The following is a 19,155-nucleotide window of genomic DNA, read 5'->3' as shown; positions in this document are numbered from 1 at the left end:
CCTCGGGAGAGTACTGATGGCCCAGCTCGAGTCAGGTTTCTGTGTCGTGGGGGCGGGATATGCGGGGCTAATTAACCGCCGCATACCGCATTCATCAAGCGGGGCACTCGGTAACCGTGTTCGAAGCCGGACCCCGCGTTGGCGGGCGCACCTGGTCGGCAAAGCTTTCCAACGGTGCGCTCTTCGAGATCGGCGGGCAGTGGGTAGGCGACGAAGACGCACAGCCAGACGTCCGCAGGCTCATGGATGAATTCGGAATCGAAGTCTATGGTCAATGGGATCACGGTCTGCTCGCCGCGGATTGAGCCTGGCTCGCCGCCGCGGCTGCGTCCCGGATTTAGCTTCGCTTACAGTTGTGTAATGCCTACCAAAACTGACCATGGCGATATCGGCGACGTGGAACCGGTGGCCGACAGCACCGCGAGCCAGGCCAGGCGGGTGGTCGCCGCATACGCCAACGACGCCGATGAGTGCCGCATTTTCTTGTCCATGCTCGGTATTGGGCCGGCGAAACTCGAGAGCTAATGGCTTCCAGGGGATCCGCGGAGCCCACAACAAGGGAAGTCTTCGGGGACTCGGACTTCGTCGTCGTCGCCAACCGACTGCCCGTCGACCAGGAGCGGCTTCCCGACGGCACCACCACCTGGAAGCGCAGCCCCGGCGGGCTGGTCACCGCGCTCGAGCCGTTACTGCGGCGCCGACGCGGGGCCTGGGTCGGCTGGCCCGGCCTGATCGACGATGGGACGCAAGCCGAGACCACCGTCCACGATGAGCCGATTCTGCAGGACGAACTGCAGCTGCATCCGGTACGGCTGAGCGCCGATGACGTCGCAGAGTACTACGAGGGGTTTTCGAACGCCACGTTGTGGCCGTTGTATCACGACGTCATCGTCAAGCCCCGCTACCTCCGCGAGTGGTGGGAGCGGTACGTCGACGTCAACCGTCGCTTCGCCGAAGCCACCTCACGCGCGGCCGCCCGCGGCGCGATCGTGTGGGTCCAGGACTACCAGCTGCAACTGGTTCCTAAGATGCTGCGCACGATGCGGCCCGACCTGACCATCGGATTCTTCTTGCACATCCCATTCCCGCCGGTGGAGCTGTTCATGCAGCTGCCGTGGCGCACCGAGATCATCGAAGGCCTGCTCGGTGCTGATCTGGTGGGGTTTCACCTCGCCGGCGGCGCGCAGAATTTCTTGATCTTGTCTCGCCGCCTGGTCGGCGCCGAAACCTCGCGGGGAGCCGTCGGTGTCCGGTCGCGGTTCGGCGAGGTTCAGCTCGAGTCCCGTACCGTCCGGGTGGGTGCCTTCCCGATCTCCATCGACTCCGGCGCCCTCGATCAGGCGGCGCGCAACCGCAACATCAAACGCCGCGCTCGCGAGATCCGCGCCGAACTCGGCAACCCCCGCAAGATTCTGCTCGGCGTGGACCGGCTCGACTACACCAAGGGCATCGACGTGCGGTTGAAGGCGTTCTACGAGCTGCTAGCCGAGGGACGCGCCAAACGCGACGACACCGTGTTGATCCAGCTGGCAACACCCAGCCGCGAACGGGTCGAGAGTTACCAGATACTGCGTAACGACATCGAACGCCAGGTCGGCCACATCAATGGCGAGTACGCCGAGGTCGGTCACCCGGTCGTGCATTACCTGCACCGTCCGGTGCCCCGCGACGAGCTGATCGCCTATTTCGTGGCCAGTGACGTCATGTTGGTCACTCCGCTGCGGGACGGGATGAACCTGGTGGCCAAGGAGTACGTCGCGTGCCGCAGTGATCTCGGCGGCGCCCTGGTCCTCAGTGAATTCACCGGAGCCGCCGCCGAACTGCGACAGGCATACCTGGTCAACCCGCATGACCTCGAAGGGCTCAAGGACGCGATCGAGGCGGCGCTCAACCAGACCGACGAGGAGGGACGGCGCCGGATGCGCGCGCTGCGACGCCAGGTGCTGGCCCATGACGTGGACCGCTGGGCCCGCTCGTTCCTCGATGCCCTCGCCGAGGCGCGTCCGAAGGACCCGGATTAATTCCGGGGCCGGGAGCGCAGCGGCAGTAACCGATGGTCCCGGGTGAAAACCAGGCGCACCAGCCCGAGGGCGACCACGACGGTGGTGGTCGCGACCGAGCCCAGGACCAGGAACATCACCACCGCCTGCACCAGCACGGCCTGCACCGGTGGTACCCCGGCCAGGATGAGTCCGGTCATGGCGCCGGGCAGGAACACCAGCCCGGTGGCTTTCGTTGTCTCGATCTGCGGCGAGATCGCCGACCGCAGCGCGATCCGCAGATAGGGAGCCGCGGCCTGGCGCGACGGCTGCCCGAGGGCGAGTCTGGCTTCCACCTCGTCACGTTTGTCGCGCAGCTCGTCGACCAGGCGCCGGGCTACCAGCACCATGGCGGTCATCGAGTTGCCGATCATCATCCCGGCAATCGGCACCAGGGTTCGGGCCTGCAGCGGAAAGACCCGCAGCCCGAATATCACCCCCAAGGTGATCGCGGCCGCCGCGGCGAACGCGGCGATGGCCAGCGGCGCCAGCCGGGGCACCTCGGCTGCCCGCCGGCGGGCGACATCGCCGGCGTAGCCGATCATGCCGGCGGTCCACGCCCACGACCACCACAGCGACCGACCGGGTGCGAAGAGCAGCGTCAGCGCGCCCCCGACGAGCAGCAACTGCACCAGCGCGCGGGCGGCCGCCCACACCACCTGCCTTTCCAGGCCCAGCCGCTGCCACAGCGAGATCCCCGCCGCGAACACCACCAGGGCCAGTGATGTCGCCAGCCCGATCCAACCGACCTGGCCGGTCACGACGTCACCTGATCGTCGGCCTTACCGTCGGCCGGCTTGGAAGCGACGTCGACGAGTCCCACGCAGCGGCCCCGTTCGATGTGCAATATCCGGTCAGCGGCCCGCTCGGCTTGCGCCGGGTCGTGGGTGACCCACAGGGCGGGAATGCCGTCGTCGGCCAGCCGACGCACCGCACGCTCGATCACCCGGGCCGCCTCGGCGTCGACGGCTGAGGTGGGTTCGTCGAGCAGCAGCACCTGCGGGCGGGCCATCAGGGTGCGGGCCAGGCACATGCGCTGCGCCTCCCCGCCCGACAACGCGGTCGCGTCGCGGTCCAACCATGACCCGGTGAGCGCCACCCGCGCCAGCGTGTCCTGCAGCTGCGCTTGCGACGCGGTCGACTCGGCCGCCAACAGGTTGTCGGCCACCGTGCCCGGAAACGGCGTCGGACGCTGAAAACACATGCCCACCCGGCGTCGCAGCCACAGCGGGTCGATGCCGGAGATGTCCTTGCCGCAGAACAATACTCGCCCGCTCGTCGGCACCTCCAGTCGATTGCACAACCGCAGCAGCGTCGACTTGCCCGATCCCGACGGGCCAAACACCGCCGTCAGCCCGTGCCGAGGAATGGCGCCGGTGAACCCGTCCAACGCTCGCACCCGGTCGCGTTCGACGACGACATCGATGAATTCGAACACCGAATCCTGATCCACTGCCACGCCTTGGTCTGCTCTCGTGTGTAGGGGTCGGTCGCGGGGCCCAGCATCTGCGGTACGCTCGCCCCGAAGACTATCGGAACACGATATCGGAGTCCGAGTTAGCAGTTCCCCGGCCCACTGCTGAGGTTTACCGAGGGCAAGCAGATCACCGTCGACGTCCACAACTGCCCGGCGGCTTGCTGGCCGGCGACGCGGTCGCCGAGCTGAAAAACCAAACGCGTCTCGGCGATCGTGGAGATGAACCACCCCGGGGTCTGGATCCTCGGCGACCTCTCCGACGAGGACCGTCAAGCGGGCATGGGCACCGTCGTCGAATACGCCGGCCGCACCGGCGACCCGCAATGGGCCCCGCCGCCCGAGTTTGGCTGGGACTACCGGGTGTTCGGCAGCGGCGGCGCTCCCCCGGCCGCGGATCAGGTTATCGACCTGCTCATCGAAAAGCGCAACGCCGCCAGCAGCGGGTTCAACGTCTGGACCCTCAACGGCGCCGCGTTCGCCATGGGCACCAACCAACCGGTCCTCGACATGGTCCGGGGACAGCGCTACCGGCTGCGGTTCCGCAACGCCACCGACGACATCCACCCGATGCATCTGCATCGGCATACCTTCGAAATCACCCATGTCGCAGGCACACCGACGACAGGCGTTCGCAAGGATGTGGCGATGCTGGACGGGTACCAGATCATGGAGGTCGATTTCACCGCCGACCAACCGGGGCTGTCGCTGTTGCACTGCCACCAACAACGGGGTTATCCCGAAAGGGGTTGTCTATGCGGGAATTTCAGCGGGCCCCAATGCGGCTGCACATCCTGCATCACGCCGCCGAGGGAGAAGTCCATGGCGCGTGGCTGACCGGGGAACTGAGCCGCCACGGATACCAGGTGAGCCCCGGCACCCTGTATCCGACACTGCACCGGCTGGAGGCCGACGATCTGCTGGTGTCGGAGCAACAGGTGGTGGCCGGCCGGGCGCGCCGCGTCTACCGGGCCACCGCGGCCGGACGCGCGGCGTTGGCCGACGATCGCCGTGCCCTTCGAGAGCTGGCCCACGAAGTCCTCGGCACCGAGAACCTGACCGGGGCCTGACCGGGGCCTGAGCTGGGCCTGAGCTGGGCCTGACCTAGCGCGCCGGCCGGCGTTGCGAAGCCATGGTGTTCCTGCCGAAACGCTGTGATACTCGATGCAGCACCGCAGCATGGCAGGCAGAGAAGAAGATCGAGGAGGAAGCGACGTGAACATCCGTCACGGACTGGCCGCCGGCGCGGGCATCGTCTCAGCCGTCGCACTGGCGACCGCGCTGGAATCAGGCGACCCGGCCCATGCTGTCGCGCCACCGCCGGACGGTGCCTACTCCTTCAACCAGGCCGGCGTGTCCGGGGTTACCTGGACCATCACCGCGCTGTGCGACCAGCCGTCCGGAACGCGCAACATGAACGACTACTCCGACCCGGTCACGTGGGCGTTCCAGTGTGCGCTCAATATCGCGAGCACGACGCCCCAACAGCTCACCCGCGCCGACAAGCTGCAGAACTTCAGCGCCCGGGCTCGGCTGACCAGTGTGCTGTGGACCTTCCAGGTGAACCAGGCAGAGGGCGTGTTGTGTCCCGACGGCAGCACCGCGCCGTCAACCGAAACCTATGCGTTCAGCGACGAGAACATGAGCGGCACGCACACCAGCTTGCATGGCGCGGTCTGTGGTCTGGCGCCAGACATGAAAAAGGAGCCGTTCTCACTCCAGCTGGTGGGGCCGCCGCCCAGCCCGATCGAACGGTACCCGTTGCGCTGCAACCAGATTGCCATCTGCTACTGACAGGCGACGGGCAGCAATAGCTGCGGGCGCGTCGTTACGACGGGCGCCCGAGTGCCCTACCTGGAGCTAACGCCAGTAGTCCGGGTGTTCAGCCAGCCACCGACGTTCCACGCGTTGTACCCGGTGATGCTCGGCCATGATCAACAACCCACCGGCGATCAGCAAACCCGCCGCGGCTGAGCCCAGCGTTAGTAGCAGCTCGTGACGGTTGTAGGCCAGGGAAGCCACAATCCCGGCCAGGCCGATCACGCCGAGGACGATGAGAAACAACCCCGGCAGCCACAGTGTGTCGATGAACGATTCACCGGCATGCGGTTGGGTGGTTCGGGAGTGCTCCACCGGATCGCGATATGCACCCTTCATTGACGTCTCCCTTCTCCAAGAGACGCCTCTAGAGTACGCCTAGATTGTGCGCTAGGTCACAGATAATTTTCCGGGTCGCGCAGCTGCGTCGGCTCCGGCCTCGACCGCTCGGGACCGGGCTCAGATCGGCGTGATGTAGGCGATCAGCCACTTGCCGTCGATGCGCTTGTAGTCCACCCGCAGCCGGCTGCCGTCGTAGAGCGGCTGGCGTGACTTGTCGGTCACGGTGCGGTTCATGTACACCATCACCGACGCCGAATTTCGTTGCGCCGACATCACTCCCACGCCGACCACATTGGCCTGGACCACCACCTCGCGCTTCTTGGCCTCCGGGATGATCTGCGCGTTGGCGCTGCGCTTGAACTCCTGGCGATAGTCCGGCGTCAACAGCGGGTAGGCGTCGCTGAGGCTGCGTTCGACCGTCTGGTAGTCGTAGGCGAACACCTTCGGTATCTGGTCGGCGGCCACCTTCGGCAACTCCGCCCGTGCGGCCCGCTCGCCGGTGGATTCCACCCGGTCCCAGTAGAACCACCCGCCGGCCGCGGCCAGTCCCACGATCGCGGCGACCAGCAGGACACCGGCAACGGCACCCAGCGCACGCCACACGCGCCGCAGTCGCATCAGTTGCCCCCGTCGGGATACTTCAGGTCGTAGCCGGTCATCCGTCCGGTCTCGTCCTCGTGCACGATGACCCGTAACCGGTAGGGCATGGACGGTTTGTTGACGCCGTCGATATCGGCAACCGTGACCCGCACCGAAACCAGCACCGAAGCGTTGTCGCTGACGGCGTCGATGCCTTCCAGGGCGGCACCGTTGATGACGGCCTCGGACGTGGCGTTGGTGGCGCGGAACAGGCCTTTGAGGTTGTCGACGTTGTTGTTGGCGCTGAGCATGCCGCGCAGCGGACCGCTGGTGCTGTTGACGAATCGGTTGACGGCCTCGTCGATGGTGTTCGGCGTGTAGCTGAACATGTTGACCACCAGCTGCGTGGCGGTGTCGACGAAGCGTCGCTGCCGGGCCTGCTCGGCGTCGGCGTCTCGATGCTGACCGACCAGGACCAGCACCCCCGAGCTCAGCGCGCCGATGACCACCACCGCGGCCGCCAGCGAGATCCAGGCCACCAGCCGGCCGCGGGCCCGTCGCCGGGGCGGCGGCCGGACCGCCGACCGAGCCGTGACCGGCGTGACCGGCTTGGCCGGCCGCTTCGGCTCCGCCGTGGACGCGACCTTGACGGGGGCTTCGGCTGCTTCACCGTCGCTCGATGCCGCCTTGGCCGGACCCGCCGCGCGAGACGCCCGCCGGCGCACCCGCTGCGCCCCCGGCTGCTGTGGTGCCACTACATAGCCTTCGGAGCAAGCATGAGGTCCACCCAATTCTCCGCGCTGGATGCGCCGCTGATGCCGGGCGCGAAGATACCAGTGCCGCCCGCCGGGTCCTTGAAGACTCCGGTGTTCTGGTCATAGGTGGTGTAAGCCTGCCCGCTGGCTTGCGGTTCCGGTCCGGTGCCCACCGGCGGGGGCGGCGGCGGCAGCGTCTTCGGGTACGGAAGCAGCGGTGGCTGCGGCGGGTAATCCGGGGGCATCCACGACGTGAAGGGCGGCGGCGGGCCGTTGTCGTTGGGCGGCGGCGCCGGCTGCGCCGGCTGGTGCGGCGCCGGTCCGGGACCGGGGACCACGCCCGGTGGCGGCGGCCCGGCGATCGGCGTGCCCGGGTCCGGATCGGCGTCCGGCGGAATGTAGGGAAACTTGTTGGGTGGCAACACGTTCAGCCCATTGGTCACCGGTGTGTCGTACGGGACCGGCGGCCCGCGCCACGGGTTGCGGCCGAGCGGCACGTAGCCCTTCGGGTCGCGGCACAACTGGATCGTCGGCGCCCGCTTGCCGGGAAACTCCTGGCACGGGTAGTTCCGCGCGCCCCGCACCGTGCTGGGGTCGTTCTGGGCGGTCTTGCAGTACATGTCCGTCGGGATTTCCCGCAGCCCCTCGTCGGCGGGCGAGCGGATCAGCGGCGGCGGAATGAAGCCGACGTTGCACGGCGGCGGGTCGTTCAGATCGATCTTGAAGTCCAGCTTGGCGCCCTCGTCCTGGGGCACCCCACCGGCGGCGGTGGTGAGCGCGGCGAACAGCGCCGGCAGCACCACCAGCAGCTGCTCGATCGACTTGTGATAGATCACGCCCACCCGGCCCAGGTTGGCCAGGCTGGCCGCCAGCGCCGGGAAGGAGGGCCGGATACCGGAGAACGCCGTGTTGGCCTCGTCGATCGCGTCCGGAGCGGTGGCCAGGGTGTCACGCAGCCGCGGGTCGGCCGCACGGAGCTCGGCGGTGAACCGCGCCAGCCCGTCGGCCAGCGACTTGATGTCGGCGCCGGCGCGGACTTGAGCTTGCAGGAACGGACCGGCCTGATCGATCAGCTGCGAGACCTGCGGGTAGTTGGTGTTGGCCTCGTCCACCAGCAACCGTGCCGATTCCACCAGCCGGGCCAGCTCCGGACCGGTGCCGTTGGTCGCGGTGAACGCCTCGTGCAGCAATTCCCGCAGCCGTGTGTCGCCCAGACTGTTGACCAGCACCTCGGCCTTGTGCAGCAGGTCGGCGACGTCTTGGCCGATCCGGGTGTTCTTGCGCTCGATCTTGGATCCGTTGCGCAGCTTGGCCGGCGACGGATTGGCGGGCGGCACCAGGTCGACGTACTGCTCGCCGATGGCCGACACACTCTTCACGGTGGCGGTGACGTTCGAGGGAATCGGAGTGCCGCTGTTCAGCCGTATTTCGGCGGTGACGCCGGACGGATTCAGCTCGACCGACTGCACCCGCCCCACTTCCACACCGCGGTAGGTGACGTTGGCGTTCTTGTACAAACCACCACCGGCGACGAAATCGGCGCTGACACCGTAGGTTCCGAGGCCGAACGTGGCCGGCAACCGCAGGTAGAAGACACCCATCACCACCAGGGTGATGACGGTGATCACCCCGAAGATGGCCAGCTGGATCCTGGTGAGTCTGTCGATCATCTCCGCATCCCTACTGCCCCTTACTGACCCTTACTGACCCGAAGCCGTACCGGGCGGAATCTTGAACGGGTCGGCCGCCTGTCCGGACAGGTTGGCCAGTTCCCCGGTCAAGAAGTCGGGCGGGTTGAGGACCTCGTCCAGGTGCGCCATGTTCGGGTCGAGTGCATACGACGTGGTGAAGAACGTCTCACCGATTCGCCGCAGGGTCAGGTCGAACGTGGTGAACACGTTGAGGTAGTCGCCGCGCACCGCCTGCTTGATGCCGAAGTTGGGGAACGGGAAGGTCAGCAGCAGCTGCTGCGAGGTGACGAATTCCTTACGGTTGTCGTTGATCGCCTTGACGACGGAGTAGAGGTCTTTCAGGTCTGCGGCGAAGTCGGTCTTGGTCTTGGACAGTACGTGGGAGGTGACCATGGCCAGCTTTTTCAGCGCGGCGAACGCCTCGACGATGCTGGCGCGGTTCTTGTTGAGCACCCGAAGCGCGTCGGGCAAGGTGTCCAGCGCCCGGCCCAGATTGTCCTTGTCCCGCGCCAGGATTGCGGCGAATCTGTTCAGCCCGTCGACCGCGTTGATGATGTCGTTGACCTGCTTGTTGAGACCGGCCGTCAACTCCGCGAGCCTGGGGATCAAGTCTGTGAACTGACCCTGCCGGCCCGCCACGGCTTGATAGGTCTCGTCGGTGATCTCCTCCAGCGCACCGACATTGCCCTTGTTGACCACCACCCCGAGTGCCGCGAACACCTCCTCGGTCGTGGGCGCGCGGCCGGTGCGGGACTCCGGGATTGGCGGGCAGCCAGGGTCGCTCAACTTGCCGGTCGGATGGTCCGCCGGACGCACCAGGTCGATGTGCATCGAGCCCAGCAGCGACGTCTGGGCGACCGTGGCGGTGGAGTTGCACGGCAGCACCACTTGCTTGTCGAGAGCCAATTTCACTGCGGCATAAAAGGATCCGTCGGGCCGCTGCATGGCGTCGATGCCGGCGACACTGCCGACGGTGACGTCGTCGACCATCACCGGCGAGTTCTGCGGCAGCGTGGCCACGTCGGGCATCTCAGCGGTGATCGTGTATGCGCCGTCGCCGTGGCCGGCGGTGCCGGGCAACGGAAGCGAGTTCAGCCCGCCGAACTGACAACCGGCGAGCAGCGTGCTGCCCGCAGCAAACACGCCGGCGCGCAACATGATTCGTCTCACCGGCCGGCCCCCTGCTCGGCGGGCAGCGGTGCCCCGGGCGCCGGGGAGGCAGCCGGAGCAGGCGGCGGCCCCGGCAGCGGGCCGTACCCGGGCGGGGGGCCCGGCGCCTGCGGAACAAGCAGGCTCTGCAGGTCGGTGGTGTTGCCCGGCGCGGGCTGTGTCGCCGGCTTGGCCGGAATCCAGGTCAACTCCGGAACCGGCGTCTCGGCCTTGGCCTGGGTGGCCGGGGTGTCGTAGATGACCTGGCCCTTGTAGGCCGTGATGGTGTTGAGCGGGTGGAACATGAGCGGCGGGTAGTTCGCCGTGAGCCGGCGCAGCACCGGGCCCAAGCGCTCCCGGCACAATTCGGCGCGCCGGTAGTAGTCGGGTCCCGAAGTTCCCGCAGGGGTGTCGAAGGAGCCGCCGCAGATGAATTGCACGGGGTTGGCGAAGTTGGGTATCGACAACAGACCGTTCAGGGTGCCCTGCGCGGGGTCGTAGATGTTGTAGAAGTTGGCGATACCGGGACCCGCCACGTGCAACACCTGCTCGAGGTTGTCGCTCTGGTTACTCAAGGTCTGGGTGAGGTCGCCCAGCTGGCTGACCGTTTCGATCAGCGTCGAGTTGTTCTCGTGCAGAAACCCCCGGATATCGGAGAGCGCCTGGTTGAGCGTACCCAGGGTGTGGTCGAGGTTGCGTGAGCTGTCGGCGAGCACCTGTGACACCGCGGCCACGTGCCCGGCGAACTGCACGATCTGTTCGTTGCTCTGCGACAGCGCGTCGACCAGCACCTGCAGGTTCTTGACCGTGCTGAAAATGTCGCTGCGCGAATCCCCCAGGCGCCCAGCCACTTGCGAAAGCTCTTGCAGCGCCTTGTGGAACGAGTCGCCGTTGCCGTCGAGCGTGCTTGCGGCCTGGTCGATCGCTGCTCCCAGCGGGCCCTGCAGTTCCCCCGCCGCCGGGCTGAGCGTGACCGACAGTTGCGTCAGCGCTTCCTTGACCTCGTCCCACTCCACCGGGACCGCGGTGCGGGACAGCTCGATGCTGGCTCCCTCGGGCAGCACCGCGCCGCCGGTGTAGGCGGGAGTGAGCTGAATGAACCGCGCGGCCACCAGGTTTGGCGACATGATGACGGCCTGGGCGTCGCGGGGAATCTTGACGCCCTCGGACACCGACATGGTGATCTTGACGTCGGACGGCCGCGGCTCGATCGTGTCCACCGTACCGACCGGAACTCCGAGGATGCGGACCTCGTCGCCGGGGTAGAGCCCGACGGCGGAAGTGAAGTACGCGACGATCTTGCGGCCGTGGCCGCCCACCGAAGCCAGCACGTAGACACCGCCCACCAGCATCGCGACCAACGCGATGATGGTGGCGGTCCGTACCCGCCGGCGGCCGAAACGTCGCTGCATGGCGGTCGTCATGGTGACTTCGGCCTAATGATCCAGCGTTCCTGGATGAGCCCGCGCAGATAGTCGGCAAAGCTGTCCGGCAGTTTGCCGGGCTGGTAGACCATGTCGAACACCATGGCCATCAGCGGCGCCGGAATCGCGCTGAAGACGTTGACGTTGAATCCCGGTCCGGATCCGACGACCTCGCCCAGCGTGGTCGCGTAGGCCGGCAGCCGCTTGAGGGCTTCGGTGATGTAGTCGCGGCGCTCGTTGAGGTTGCTCAGCACCTGGTTGAGCTTGGACAGGGCCGGGCCGAACTCTCGGCGGTTGTCGGCGACGAAGCCGGAAATCTGCGCCGAGACGTCGTCGATGCCGGAGATGAGTGCGCCCAGCGCGGCACGGCGCTCGTCGAGCGCGGCGAACAGCTGGTTGCCGTCATCGATCAGCTTGTTGACCTGCTCGGCGCGCTGCGACAACACCCCGGTTACCGTCTTGGCGTGCGCCAGCAGGCCCTGCAGCGCTTCGTCGCGGCTGTTCAGGGTGCGCGACAGCGACGTCACGCCGTCCAGCGCACCGCGCAGCTGCGGTGTGGCGTCGTGCAGCGTCTCGGTGAGCACCTTCAATGCCTGCTCGAACTGCGGCTTGTTCAGGTTGTTGGCGTTGCGGCCCAGGTCCTCGAGGGCGCCGTTGAGGGTGTAGGGCGTGGTGGTGCGGCTCAGCGGAATCGTGGTGGCATGCCCGCTGCCGGCCGGGGTCACCGAGATGGACCGCTCGCCCAGGATGGTGTCGGTCCGGATCGCGGCCAGCGACTGGTCGCCGACGACGACCTTGCGGTCCACACTGAAGGTGATCTTGGCGCTGTCACCGGCCAGGCTCACGTCGGTGACCTTGCCCACCTTGAAGCCCGAGACGTAGACGGCGTTACCGGGCGTGATACCGCCCGCATCGGTGAAATAGGCGTCGTAGGTCTTGCCCTGGGGAATGAAGGGCAGCCCGGCGTAGCCGAATGCGATCAGCACGACGCAGGCCACCAACACCACGCCGAAGATGCCGGTGCGCAGCGGGTCGCGATCGCGTTTACTGCTTGGCTTGTTGTTATTTGGCTCGTTATTTGGCTCGTTATTTGGCAAAGGCGCACCTTCCCTTGCTGGGATCCGGCTGGCCGCCCATCGGGATCAAGATGTCGCTGCCGGCCGGACCGTTGATCTTGATCGTCACGGTGCAGAAGTAGATGTTGAAGAACGCCCCGTAGGAGCCGAGCGCGGCCAACCGCAGGTAGTCCTCGCCGAGCTGCTCGATGTCGTTGTTGATCTCGGCCTTGCGGTCGTCGAGCTCGGTGGCCAGCGGCCGGGTGTTTTCCAGGATCCCCTGCAACGGCCGACGCGAATTTCTCAGCAGGTCGGTGAGATCGGTCGTCGTGGAGGCCAGCGGCGGGATCGCGCCGGCAACCGCGTCCTTGTTGTTGGCCAGCCCGGTGATCAGCTGTTGCAGCTGGTCGACAGTGGCGGAGAATTGCGCGCTCTTCTGGTCGACGGTCGCCAGCACCGCGTTGAGGTTGGTGATCGCGTCACCGATCAGCTGGTCGCGTTGGCCCAGGGCCGTGGAAAAGGCACTGGTCTGGGCGAGCACGTCGGACAACGCGCCGCCCTGGCCCTGCAGCAACTCGATGACCGCGCTGGTGATCGTGTTGACCTTGTCCGCGTCGAGGCCCTTGAGCACCGGCTTCAGTCCCCCCAGCAACGCATCGAGGTCCAGTGCCGGCTGGGTGTGCTGGGCGTTGATGGTGCCGCCCGGCGGCAGCTTGCGCAGCTCCCCGGGCCCGGAGGTGATCTCCAGGTACCGGTCGCCGACCAGGTTTTCGTACCGGACCACCGCACGCGTGGACGAGTACACCGTGTAGCTCCGGTCGATCGCGAATGCCACGTCGATGGTGTTGTCCGAGTTGAGCTTAACGGCCTTAACCGACCCGACCGGCACCCCGGCGATGCGCACCTTCTGGCCCGCCTTCAGCCGCGACGCGTTGGTGAAGGTGGCGTGATAGACGTTCGTCGGGCCGAACCGGAAGTCGCCGAACACCACCACCAGGGCCGCGCCCACCAGCAACATGGCCAGTGCGAAGATGCTGACCTTGATCACCATCGTGCGATACGACGGCATCCCCCCGCCCGCCATCAGAAGTCGTCCCGTTCCGCGAAGGCGCCGTGGAACAAGAACTGCAGCGTCGACGGCGCGTCGACCTGCACCTCGGTGAACGGCTCGTAGGGGATGTAGGCGTTATCGGTGACCAGGAACGGCGCGCGGTAGAACGACCCACCGTTCTGCTTGGTCGGGATGTCCGGCAAACCGCGGCAGTTCGGCCCGCCGGAGGCGTTGACGATCGGCAGGCTCTCCGGGTAGGTGTAGCTCGGCGCGCCCAGCACGAAATTCGACGAGGTGAACAGGCCCGCCTTGCGGACACCGATCAACGGGGCAAACTCCTTGATACCGCGGCCGATTCCCTTGAACAGACAGCCGAATTCCGGCGAGTAGTCGGCGGCCACCTTCAGCGGGGCCCGCAACCGGTTGATGGCGTCGATGAAGTTCTGCTCGGCGGGCTCCAGCGTCTCGTAGGCGTTGTTGGCCAGGCCGATGGTGGCCAGCAGCGTGGTGTTCAGGTCTTTCTGCTTGTCCACCAGTGTCTTGTTGATGGTGGGCAGGCTGTCGAACACGGTGTTGAGGTCGGGCGCGGCGTCGGCATAGACGTTGGTCACGATGCCCGCCTTGCGGAAATCCTCCTGCAGCGTGGGCAGCTTCGGATTCGCTTGGCGCGTCAGCGTATTCAGCCCGGCCAATAGCGCGCCGAGGTCGTCGCCGTGGCCGCGCAGGCCTTCGGACAGCGCGCTGAGCGTTCCGTTCAATTCGACCGGGTCGATCTTGTGCAGCAAGTCGATGAGCGACTGGAACAGCGTGTTGACCTCGAGCTGCACCTGGGGTGCCTCGACATGCGCATTGGGCCGCAGCGGCGTGGGCGACGGCGCCGTCTTGGGCGGCTCGAACTCCACCGACTTGGCGCCGAAGATGGTGTTGCCGGCGATGTGCACGGTCGCGTTGGACGGGATGAAGTGCATCTCGCCGCTTCTGATGGCCAGCCGCAGCCGTGCCTGGTCACCGCTGTAGGTGATGTCCTCGACGGTGCCGACCTGGACGCCGCGGAACTTGACCTTGGCGCCCTCCTCCATCACCAGACCTGCCCGCGGCGCGGACACGATGACGGTGTCGGTCGAGGTAAAGGCCGCGGTATAGGACAGGTAGGTCAGGACGGCCGAACCCACCAGCAGACCGGCCAGCAGCGCCGCCGCCACCCGCACACTGGTGCGTCGCGATCCGTCTGCCATGTCCCTGCCGAGTCCTTATCCAGAGAGGTTGAAGTTGCCGGACGCGCCGTACACGGCCAGCGAGATGAACAGAGTAATGACCACCACCACGATCAACGACGTCCGCACCGCCTGGCCGACCGCAATGCCCACGCCGACCGATCCACCGCTGGCGTTGTAGCCGTAATAGGTATGCACCAGCATCACCGCGATCGACATCACGATCGCCTGCAGGAACGACCACAGCAGGTCGGACGGAATAAGGAAGGTGTTGAAGTAGTGGTCGTAGAGGCCTTTGGACTGCCCGTTGATGAACACCGTGGTGAACCGGGCGGCGAAGAACGCGGCCAGCACCGACAGCGAGTACAGCGGGACGATGGCGACCAGGCCGGCGATCAACCGGGTCGACACCAGATACGAGACCGAGTGGACGGCCATGCATTCGACCGCGTCAATCTCCTCGGACACCCGCATCGCGCCCAGCTGGGCGGTGGCGCCGGCGCCGATGGTGGCCGCCAGGGCGATGCCGGCGATCACCGGCGCGACGACGCGCACGTTCAAAAACGCCGACAGGAATCCGGTGAGCGCCTCGATCCCGATGTCGCCCAGCGACGAGTAGCCCTGCACCGCGATGACGCCACCGGAGGCCAGCGTCAGGAAGGCCGCCACGCCGACCGTGCCGCCGATCATGACCAGCGCGCCCGCGCCCAGGGTCATCTCGGCGACCAGCCGGATGGTCTCTTTGCGGTATCGCGTGATGGCATTGGGGATGTAGCGCACGGTTTCGCCGTAGAACAGCGCCTGCTCGCCGAAACTGTCGACCGGCTCCTGCAGCCGGGACATGAATCGGCGGAAGCGGATAGTGACGTCATAGCTCATCGCTTCATCACCATCGCTTGGTTTCCTTCATGTGTTACTTCGCCGAGATTCGTACGCCGATGGCCGTCATCACCACGTTGATCACGAACAGGCAGATGAACGCGTAGACGACAGTTTCGTTGACCGCGTTGCCGACACCCTTGGGCCCGCCCTTGACGGTCAGGCCACGGTAGCAGCCGACCAGCCCGGCCATCACGCCGAACAGCAGCGCTTTGACTTCGGCCAGGATCAACTCGCGCAGACCGGTCAGCACGGTCAGCCCGTTGATGAAAGCACCGGGGTTGACCCCCTGCAGGAAGACGGAGAACACGTAGCCACCGGACAAACCGATGGCGCACACCAATCCGTTGAGCAGCAACGCGACCAGCGTCGACGCCAAAACCCTTGGCACGACCAGGCGTTGGATCGGGTCGATGCCCAGCACCCGCATCGCGTCGATCTCTTCGCGGATGGTGCGGGCGCCCAGGTCGGCGCAGATTGCGGTGGCGCCGGCACCGGCGACCACCAGCACGGTCACCACCGGGCCGAGCTGGGTGATGGTGCCGAATGCCGTTCCGGCGCCGGAGAGGTCGGCCGCACCGATCTCACGCAGCAGGATGTTGAGGGTGAAGGCCACCAGGACCGTGAACGGGATGGAGACCAGCAGCGTGGGGACCAGCGATACCCGGGCGACCATCCAGGTCTGATCGAGGAACTCGCGGAACTGAAACGGACGCCGGAAAGCAGCACGCGCGGTGTCGATCGACATTTCGAAGAACCCGCCGACGGCCCGGGCCGGAACCGCAAGCTGTTGAATCAACTTGGTTCCCCCGTCTGCTAGGCGGCGAAGCCGGTGGTTCCCCTGAGCCCGACCAGGGTTCGGACACGACTCCGTGTGAGCCGGCTCATATTAACCCAGAACGACTTCGCCGTGTCAATGAACAGTACTTTGCATAACCTGCGTTAATTTGGCTGGTTAAACCCTTTCTCGAGCGGTCATTCTGACACAGGTTCTAGCTGTGGCCGCGGGGCCCGACAAGCCCCCCGGCCCGTCGTCGGGCCCCTACTATGCCATCAGACCGGTAGCCGAAAAACTGCGGTCCGGAGCCCGGCCAGCAAAGTAGTCCCGCAATGTGTCACTCAGCTGGGCGGGCTCCCACGCCGAGCCGTCCGCGCTGAAGCGCCGCTCCACCGTCGGCGCGGCCACCAGCGTCACCTGCGGGCCGTAGACGATGAACAGTTGCCCGTTGACCTCCGCGGCCGCCGGCGACGCCAGAAACTGGACCAGGCTGACCACGTGCTCCGGCGACAACGGGTCGATCTCGCCTCCTTCGATATCGGGTTCGGCGCCGAAGACCTCGGCGGTCATTGCGGTGCGGGCCCGCGGGCAGATCGCGTTGGCGCGCACGCCGTAGCGGCCCAGCGCCCGCGCCGCGGACAGGGTGAGCGCGGTGATGCCCGCCTTGGCCGCGCCGTAGTTGGCCTGTCCCGCGGGACCGACCAGCCCCGCCTCCGAGGAGGTGTTGACCAGCCGGGCGTAGACCGAGCCGTCCGGGGTGTCTTTGGCTTTCGCGCGCCAGTAGGTGGCCGCGTTACGGGTGAGCAGGAAATGGCCGCGCAGGTGCACCGCGATGACCTGGTCCCAATCCTCGTCGGACATGTTGAACAACATCCGGTCGCGGGTGATACCGGCGTTGTTGACCACGATGTCCAGCCCGCCCAGCCCGTCGGCGGTGGCGACGAGTTCGTCGGCGGTTGCGCGCTGGCTGATGTCGCCGGCCACCGCGACCGCTTTGGCGCCGGTGCTGCTGATCTCGTCGATGACGTCCGAGTTGTCCAGGGCGGCACCGATGTCGTTGACCACGACGACCGCGCCGAGCCTGGCCAGCCCCACCGCCTCGGCGCGGCCCAGTCCCGCGGCGGCGCCGGTGACCACCGCGACCTTTCCGGACAGATCGATTGCGTTGGTGCTGCTGCCCGGCGAGGATGCGGACCGCGGGGGGGTCGCAGCGGAAGCCGGGCCGTTGGCCCTAGTCAATTTATGAATACCTCTAGTTCGGGTTCTGGGCGCCTAGTCCTCGCGGAGCAGAGCGGCCCGCGGACACTCGGCGATCGCCTGCTCGGCCAGGGCCTCTCGGTCCGGCGGAATGGGGTCGAGCTTCACGACGGCATAATCCTCGTCGTCCAGGTCGAAGATATCCGGTGCAATTCCCAAGCACACCGCGTTGCCTTCACACCGGTCACGGTCCACCTTTACCCGCACGGCATCCTCCCTGAAGCTGGCGCTTTACCTGATCACTCCGTAGCACCACCATAGGACTGTGGCGCCCCTGACGAAACCGTCGCTGGATTCCCAGACTAGAACGTGTTACAACCGGGAGAACGGATGGGTAGCCGTTCGCGCCCGTTCAGGCGCTCGTTGAGGCGCTCGTTGAGGCGGCCGGTGACGGCCAGTGACGGCATTATGTGCACGACGTTTGACCGGAGGCGGCAGGAATGCGCATCAGTTACACACCTGAGCAGGAAGAGCTGCGCCGCGAACTGCGGTCGTACTTCACCACCTTGATGACGCCGGAGCGGCGCGAGGCGCTGAGTTCGATCGGGGGCGAAATCGGCGTCGGGAATGTGTATCGGGAGACGGTCGCGCAGATGGGCAAGGACGGCTGGCTCACCCTGAACTGGCCCACGGAATACGGCGGCCAGGACCGCTCGCCGATGGACTCGCTGATTTTCGCCGACGAGGCGGCGCTGGCAGGTGCACCGGTGCCGTTCCTGACGATCAACAGCGTCGCGCCGACCATCATGGCCTACGGCACCGACGAGCAGAAGAAATTCTTCCTGCCGCGCATCGCTGCGGGGGACCTGCATTTCTCGATCGGCTACTCCGAGCCGGGCGCCGGCACCGACCTGGCGAACCTGCGCACCACCGCCGTCCGCGACGGCGACGACTACGTGATCAACGGGCAGAAGATGTGGACCAGCCTGATCCAGTACGCCGACTACGTCTGGCTGGCGGTGCGCACCAACCCGGAATCTATTGGGGCCAAGAAGCACCGGGGCATCTCGGTGCTGATCGTGCCGACGACCGCCGACGGATTCTCCTGGACGCCGGTGCACACCATGGCCGGCCCGGACACCAGCGCCACCTACTACACCGACGTGCGGGTGCCGGTGACCAACCGGGTCGGCGACGAGAACGGCGGCTGGAAGCTGGTGACCAACCAGCTCAACCACGAGCGGGTGGCGCTGGTGTCGCCGGCTCCGATCTTCCTGTGCCTGCGCGAGGTCCGTGAATGGGCGCAGAACACCAAGGATTCCAGCGGAGCGCGGCTCATCGACTCGGAATGGGTGCAGCTCAACCTGGCCCGGGTGCACGCCAAAGCCGAGGTGCTCAAGCTGATCAACTGGGAGCTGGCTTCCTCGCAAGGTTCATCGGCGAGCGAGGCGCTGTCCCCGGCCGATGCGTCGGCGGCCAAGGTGTTCGGGACCGAGCTAGCCACCGAGGCCTACCGGCTGCTGATGGAGGTGCTGGGTACCGCGGCGACGCTGCGCCAGGATTCGCCCGGCGTGTTGCTGCGCGGCCGGGTGGAGCGGATGCACCGGGCATGCCTGATCCTGACCTTCGGTGGCGGTACCAACGAAGTGCAGCGCGACATCATCGGCATGGTGGCCATGGGCCTGCCGCGGGCCAGCCGCTAAAAGGACG

The 19,155-nt window shown here is 66.6% G+C and carries 20 protein-coding genes and 2 pseudogenes; 7 read left to right on the top strand and 15 right to left on the bottom strand.

The annotated features are described in order from the left end of the window. Positions 1-83 precede the first annotated feature (83 nt). From CDN38_RS16765 to CDN38_RS16755, 3 genes and pseudogenes are all read left to right on the top strand, one after another. Positions 84-305 (top strand): annotated as a pseudogene (locus CDN38_RS16765) (FAD-dependent oxidoreductase); the annotation flags it as partial. Between the two features lie 55 nt (positions 306-360). After that, complete coding sequence (locus CDN38_RS16760; protein ID WP_023368290.1) at positions 361-525, top strand: hypothetical protein; 165 nt, start codon at positions 361-363, stop codon at positions 523-525. After that, positions 525-2,021: an alpha,alpha-trehalose-phosphate synthase (UDP-forming) gene (locus CDN38_RS16755; protein WP_099319079.1), complete on the top strand. Its 1,497-nt coding sequence runs from the start codon at positions 525-527 to the stop codon at positions 2,019-2,021. Before CDN38_RS16760 ends, CDN38_RS16755 begins: the two co-directional genes overlap by 1 nt. Here the strand turns inward: CDN38_RS16755 and CDN38_RS16750 are convergent. Next, positions 2,018-2,800, bottom strand: a complete 783-nt coding sequence (locus CDN38_RS16750; RefSeq protein ID WP_099319078.1) for an ABC transporter permease — start codon at positions 2,798-2,800, stop codon at positions 2,018-2,020. The genes CDN38_RS16755 and CDN38_RS16750 overlap by 4 nt on opposite strands. Then, positions 2,797-3,492, bottom strand: a complete 696-nt coding sequence (locus CDN38_RS16745) for an ABC transporter ATP-binding protein (RefSeq protein ID WP_099319077.1) — start codon at positions 3,490-3,492, stop codon at positions 2,797-2,799. Before CDN38_RS16745 ends, CDN38_RS16750 begins: the two co-directional genes overlap by 4 nt. 219 nt (positions 3,493-3,711) lie before the next feature. Here CDN38_RS16745 and CDN38_RS16740 point away from each other — a divergent pair. From CDN38_RS16740 to CDN38_RS16730, 3 genes and pseudogenes are all read left to right on the top strand, one after another. Continuing rightward, positions 3,712-4,242, top strand: a pseudogene (locus CDN38_RS16740) (multicopper oxidase domain-containing protein); the annotation flags it as partial. Between the two features lie 26 nt (positions 4,243-4,268). Next, the gene (locus CDN38_RS16735) at positions 4,269-4,583 is read left to right on the top strand and encodes an Rv3488 family transcriptional regulator (RefSeq protein ID WP_099319076.1); all 315 of its coding nucleotides are present in this window, start codon (positions 4,269-4,271) and stop codon (positions 4,581-4,583) included. A gap of 145 nt (positions 4,584-4,728) precedes the next feature. Continuing rightward, a complete protein-coding gene (locus CDN38_RS16730) occupies positions 4,729-5,307 on the top strand; it encodes a hypothetical protein (RefSeq protein ID WP_099319075.1) in 579 nt (192 codons plus the stop codon). Positions 5,308-5,373: 66 nt separating this feature from the next. Here CDN38_RS16730 and usfY read toward each other — a convergent pair whose 3' ends face one another. The 13 genes from usfY to CDN38_RS16665 all read right to left on the bottom strand — a co-directional run bounded on the left by usfY (position 5,374) and on the right by CDN38_RS16665 (position 17,712). Further along, positions 5,374-5,670 carry a protein UsfY gene (usfY, locus tag CDN38_RS16725; protein WP_099319074.1) on the bottom strand — a complete coding sequence of 99 codons (297 nt, stop codon included), beginning with the start codon at positions 5,668-5,670 and terminating at the stop codon, positions 5,374-5,376. A 120-nt stretch (positions 5,671-5,790) separates the two neighbouring features. Continuing rightward, positions 5,791-6,291 (bottom strand): mammalian cell entry protein, encoded by a 501-nt coding sequence (locus CDN38_RS16720; RefSeq protein ID WP_099319073.1) that lies wholly within the window; start codon positions 6,289-6,291, stop codon positions 5,791-5,793. After that, on the bottom strand, positions 6,291-7,007 hold the full coding sequence (locus CDN38_RS16715; protein ID WP_099319072.1) for an Rv1363c family protein: 717 nt from the start codon (positions 7,005-7,007) through the stop codon (positions 6,291-6,293). Before CDN38_RS16715 ends, CDN38_RS16720 begins: the two co-directional genes overlap by 1 nt. Beyond that, positions 7,007-8,677: a virulence factor Mce family protein gene (locus CDN38_RS16710; RefSeq protein ID WP_099319071.1), complete on the bottom strand. Its 1,671-nt coding sequence runs from the start codon at positions 8,675-8,677 to the stop codon at positions 7,007-7,009. Before CDN38_RS16710 ends, CDN38_RS16715 begins: the two co-directional genes overlap by 1 nt. A gap of 30 nt (positions 8,678-8,707) precedes the next feature. Continuing rightward, positions 8,708-9,868 (bottom strand): MCE family protein, encoded by a 1,161-nt coding sequence (locus CDN38_RS16705; protein WP_099319070.1) that lies wholly within the window; start codon positions 9,866-9,868, stop codon positions 8,708-8,710. Beyond that, a complete protein-coding gene (locus CDN38_RS16700) occupies positions 9,865-11,271 on the bottom strand; it encodes a virulence factor Mce family protein (protein WP_099319069.1) in 1,407 nt (468 codons plus the stop codon). The genes CDN38_RS16705 and CDN38_RS16700 overlap by 4 nt, the downstream gene beginning before the upstream one ends. Continuing rightward, a complete protein-coding gene (locus CDN38_RS16695; protein ID WP_099319068.1) occupies positions 11,268-12,368 on the bottom strand; it encodes a virulence factor Mce family protein in 1,101 nt (366 codons plus the stop codon). The genes CDN38_RS16700 and CDN38_RS16695 overlap by 4 nt, the downstream gene beginning before the upstream one ends. Next, complete coding sequence (locus tag CDN38_RS16690) at positions 12,358-13,410, bottom strand: virulence factor Mce family protein (RefSeq protein ID WP_099319067.1); 1,053 nt, start codon at positions 13,408-13,410, stop codon at positions 12,358-12,360. Before CDN38_RS16690 ends, CDN38_RS16695 begins: the two co-directional genes overlap by 11 nt. After that, positions 13,410-14,612, bottom strand: a complete 1,203-nt coding sequence (locus CDN38_RS16685; RefSeq protein WP_099319066.1) for a virulence factor Mce family protein — start codon at positions 14,610-14,612, stop codon at positions 13,410-13,412. The genes CDN38_RS16690 and CDN38_RS16685 overlap by 1 nt, the downstream gene beginning before the upstream one ends. Before the next feature lie 15 nt (positions 14,613-14,627). After that, complete coding sequence (locus tag CDN38_RS16680; protein ID WP_099319065.1) at positions 14,628-15,470, bottom strand: MlaE family ABC transporter permease; 843 nt, start codon at positions 15,468-15,470, stop codon at positions 14,628-14,630. A 34-nt stretch (positions 15,471-15,504) separates the two neighbouring features. Further along, positions 15,505-16,269 carry an MlaE family ABC transporter permease gene (locus tag CDN38_RS16675; RefSeq protein ID WP_063470958.1) on the bottom strand — a complete coding sequence of 255 codons (765 nt, stop codon included), beginning with the start codon at positions 16,267-16,269 and terminating at the stop codon, positions 15,505-15,507. 246 nt (positions 16,270-16,515) lie between these two features. Continuing rightward, positions 16,516-17,409, bottom strand: a complete 894-nt coding sequence (locus CDN38_RS16670) for a 3-oxoacyl-ACP reductase (protein WP_082277064.1) — start codon at positions 17,407-17,409, stop codon at positions 16,516-16,518. Between the two features lie 111 nt (positions 17,410-17,520). After that, positions 17,521-17,712, bottom strand: coding sequence for a ferredoxin (locus CDN38_RS16665; protein ID WP_036395462.1), 192 nt, complete (start codon positions 17,710-17,712; stop codon positions 17,521-17,523). 233 nt (positions 17,713-17,945) lie between these two features. Between CDN38_RS16665 and CDN38_RS16660 the strand changes: the two genes are divergently transcribed. After that, positions 17,946-19,148, top strand: a complete 1,203-nt coding sequence (locus CDN38_RS16660; RefSeq protein ID WP_075510125.1) for an acyl-CoA dehydrogenase — start codon at positions 17,946-17,948, stop codon at positions 19,146-19,148. Positions 19,149-19,155: the final 7 nt, after the last annotated feature.

This window comes from Mycobacterium ostraviense, assembly GCF_002705925.1.
Taxonomy (GTDB): domain Bacteria; phylum Actinomycetota; class Actinomycetes; order Mycobacteriales; family Mycobacteriaceae; genus Mycobacterium; species Mycobacterium ostraviense.
This window is presented reverse-complemented; position numbering and strand designations above follow the sequence as displayed.

Bases quoted from the DNA above. Each gene is read 5' to 3' on its own strand.
- CDN38_RS16720 (WP_099319073.1), bottom strand. From the start codon at position 6,291: ATGCGACTGCGGCGCGTGTGGCGTGCGCTGGGTGCCGTTGCCGGTGTC.
- CDN38_RS16685 (WP_099319066.1), bottom strand. From the start codon at position 14,612: ATGGCAGACGGATCGCGACGCACCAGTGTGCGGGTGGCGGCGGCGCTG.
- CDN38_RS16700 (WP_099319069.1), bottom strand. From the start codon at position 11,271: ATGACGACCGCCATGCAGCGACGTTTCGGCCGCCGGCGGGTACGGACC.
- CDN38_RS16755 (WP_099319079.1), top strand. From the start codon at position 525: ATGGCTTCCAGGGGATCCGCGGAGCCCACAACAAGGGAAGTCTTCGGG.
- CDN38_RS16735 (WP_099319076.1), top strand. From the start codon at position 4,269: ATGCGGGAATTTCAGCGGGCCCCAATGCGGCTGCACATCCTGCATCAC.
- CDN38_RS16660 (WP_075510125.1), top strand. From the start codon at position 17,946: ATGCGCATCAGTTACACACCTGAGCAGGAAGAGCTGCGCCGCGAACTG.
- usfY (WP_099319074.1), bottom strand. From the start codon at position 5,670: ATGAAGGGTGCATATCGCGATCCGGTGGAGCACTCCCGAACCACCCAA.
- CDN38_RS16690 (WP_099319067.1), bottom strand. From the start codon at position 13,410: ATGGCGGGCGGGGGGATGCCGTCGTATCGCACGATGGTGATCAAGGTC.
- CDN38_RS16710 (WP_099319071.1), bottom strand. From the start codon at position 8,677: ATGATCGACAGACTCACCAGGATCCAGCTGGCCATCTTCGGGGTGATC.
- CDN38_RS16680 (WP_099319065.1), bottom strand. From the start codon at position 15,470: ATGAGCTATGACGTCACTATCCGCTTCCGCCGATTCATGTCCCGGCTG.
- CDN38_RS16760 (WP_023368290.1), top strand. From the start codon at position 361: ATGCCTACCAAAACTGACCATGGCGATATCGGCGACGTGGAACCGGTG.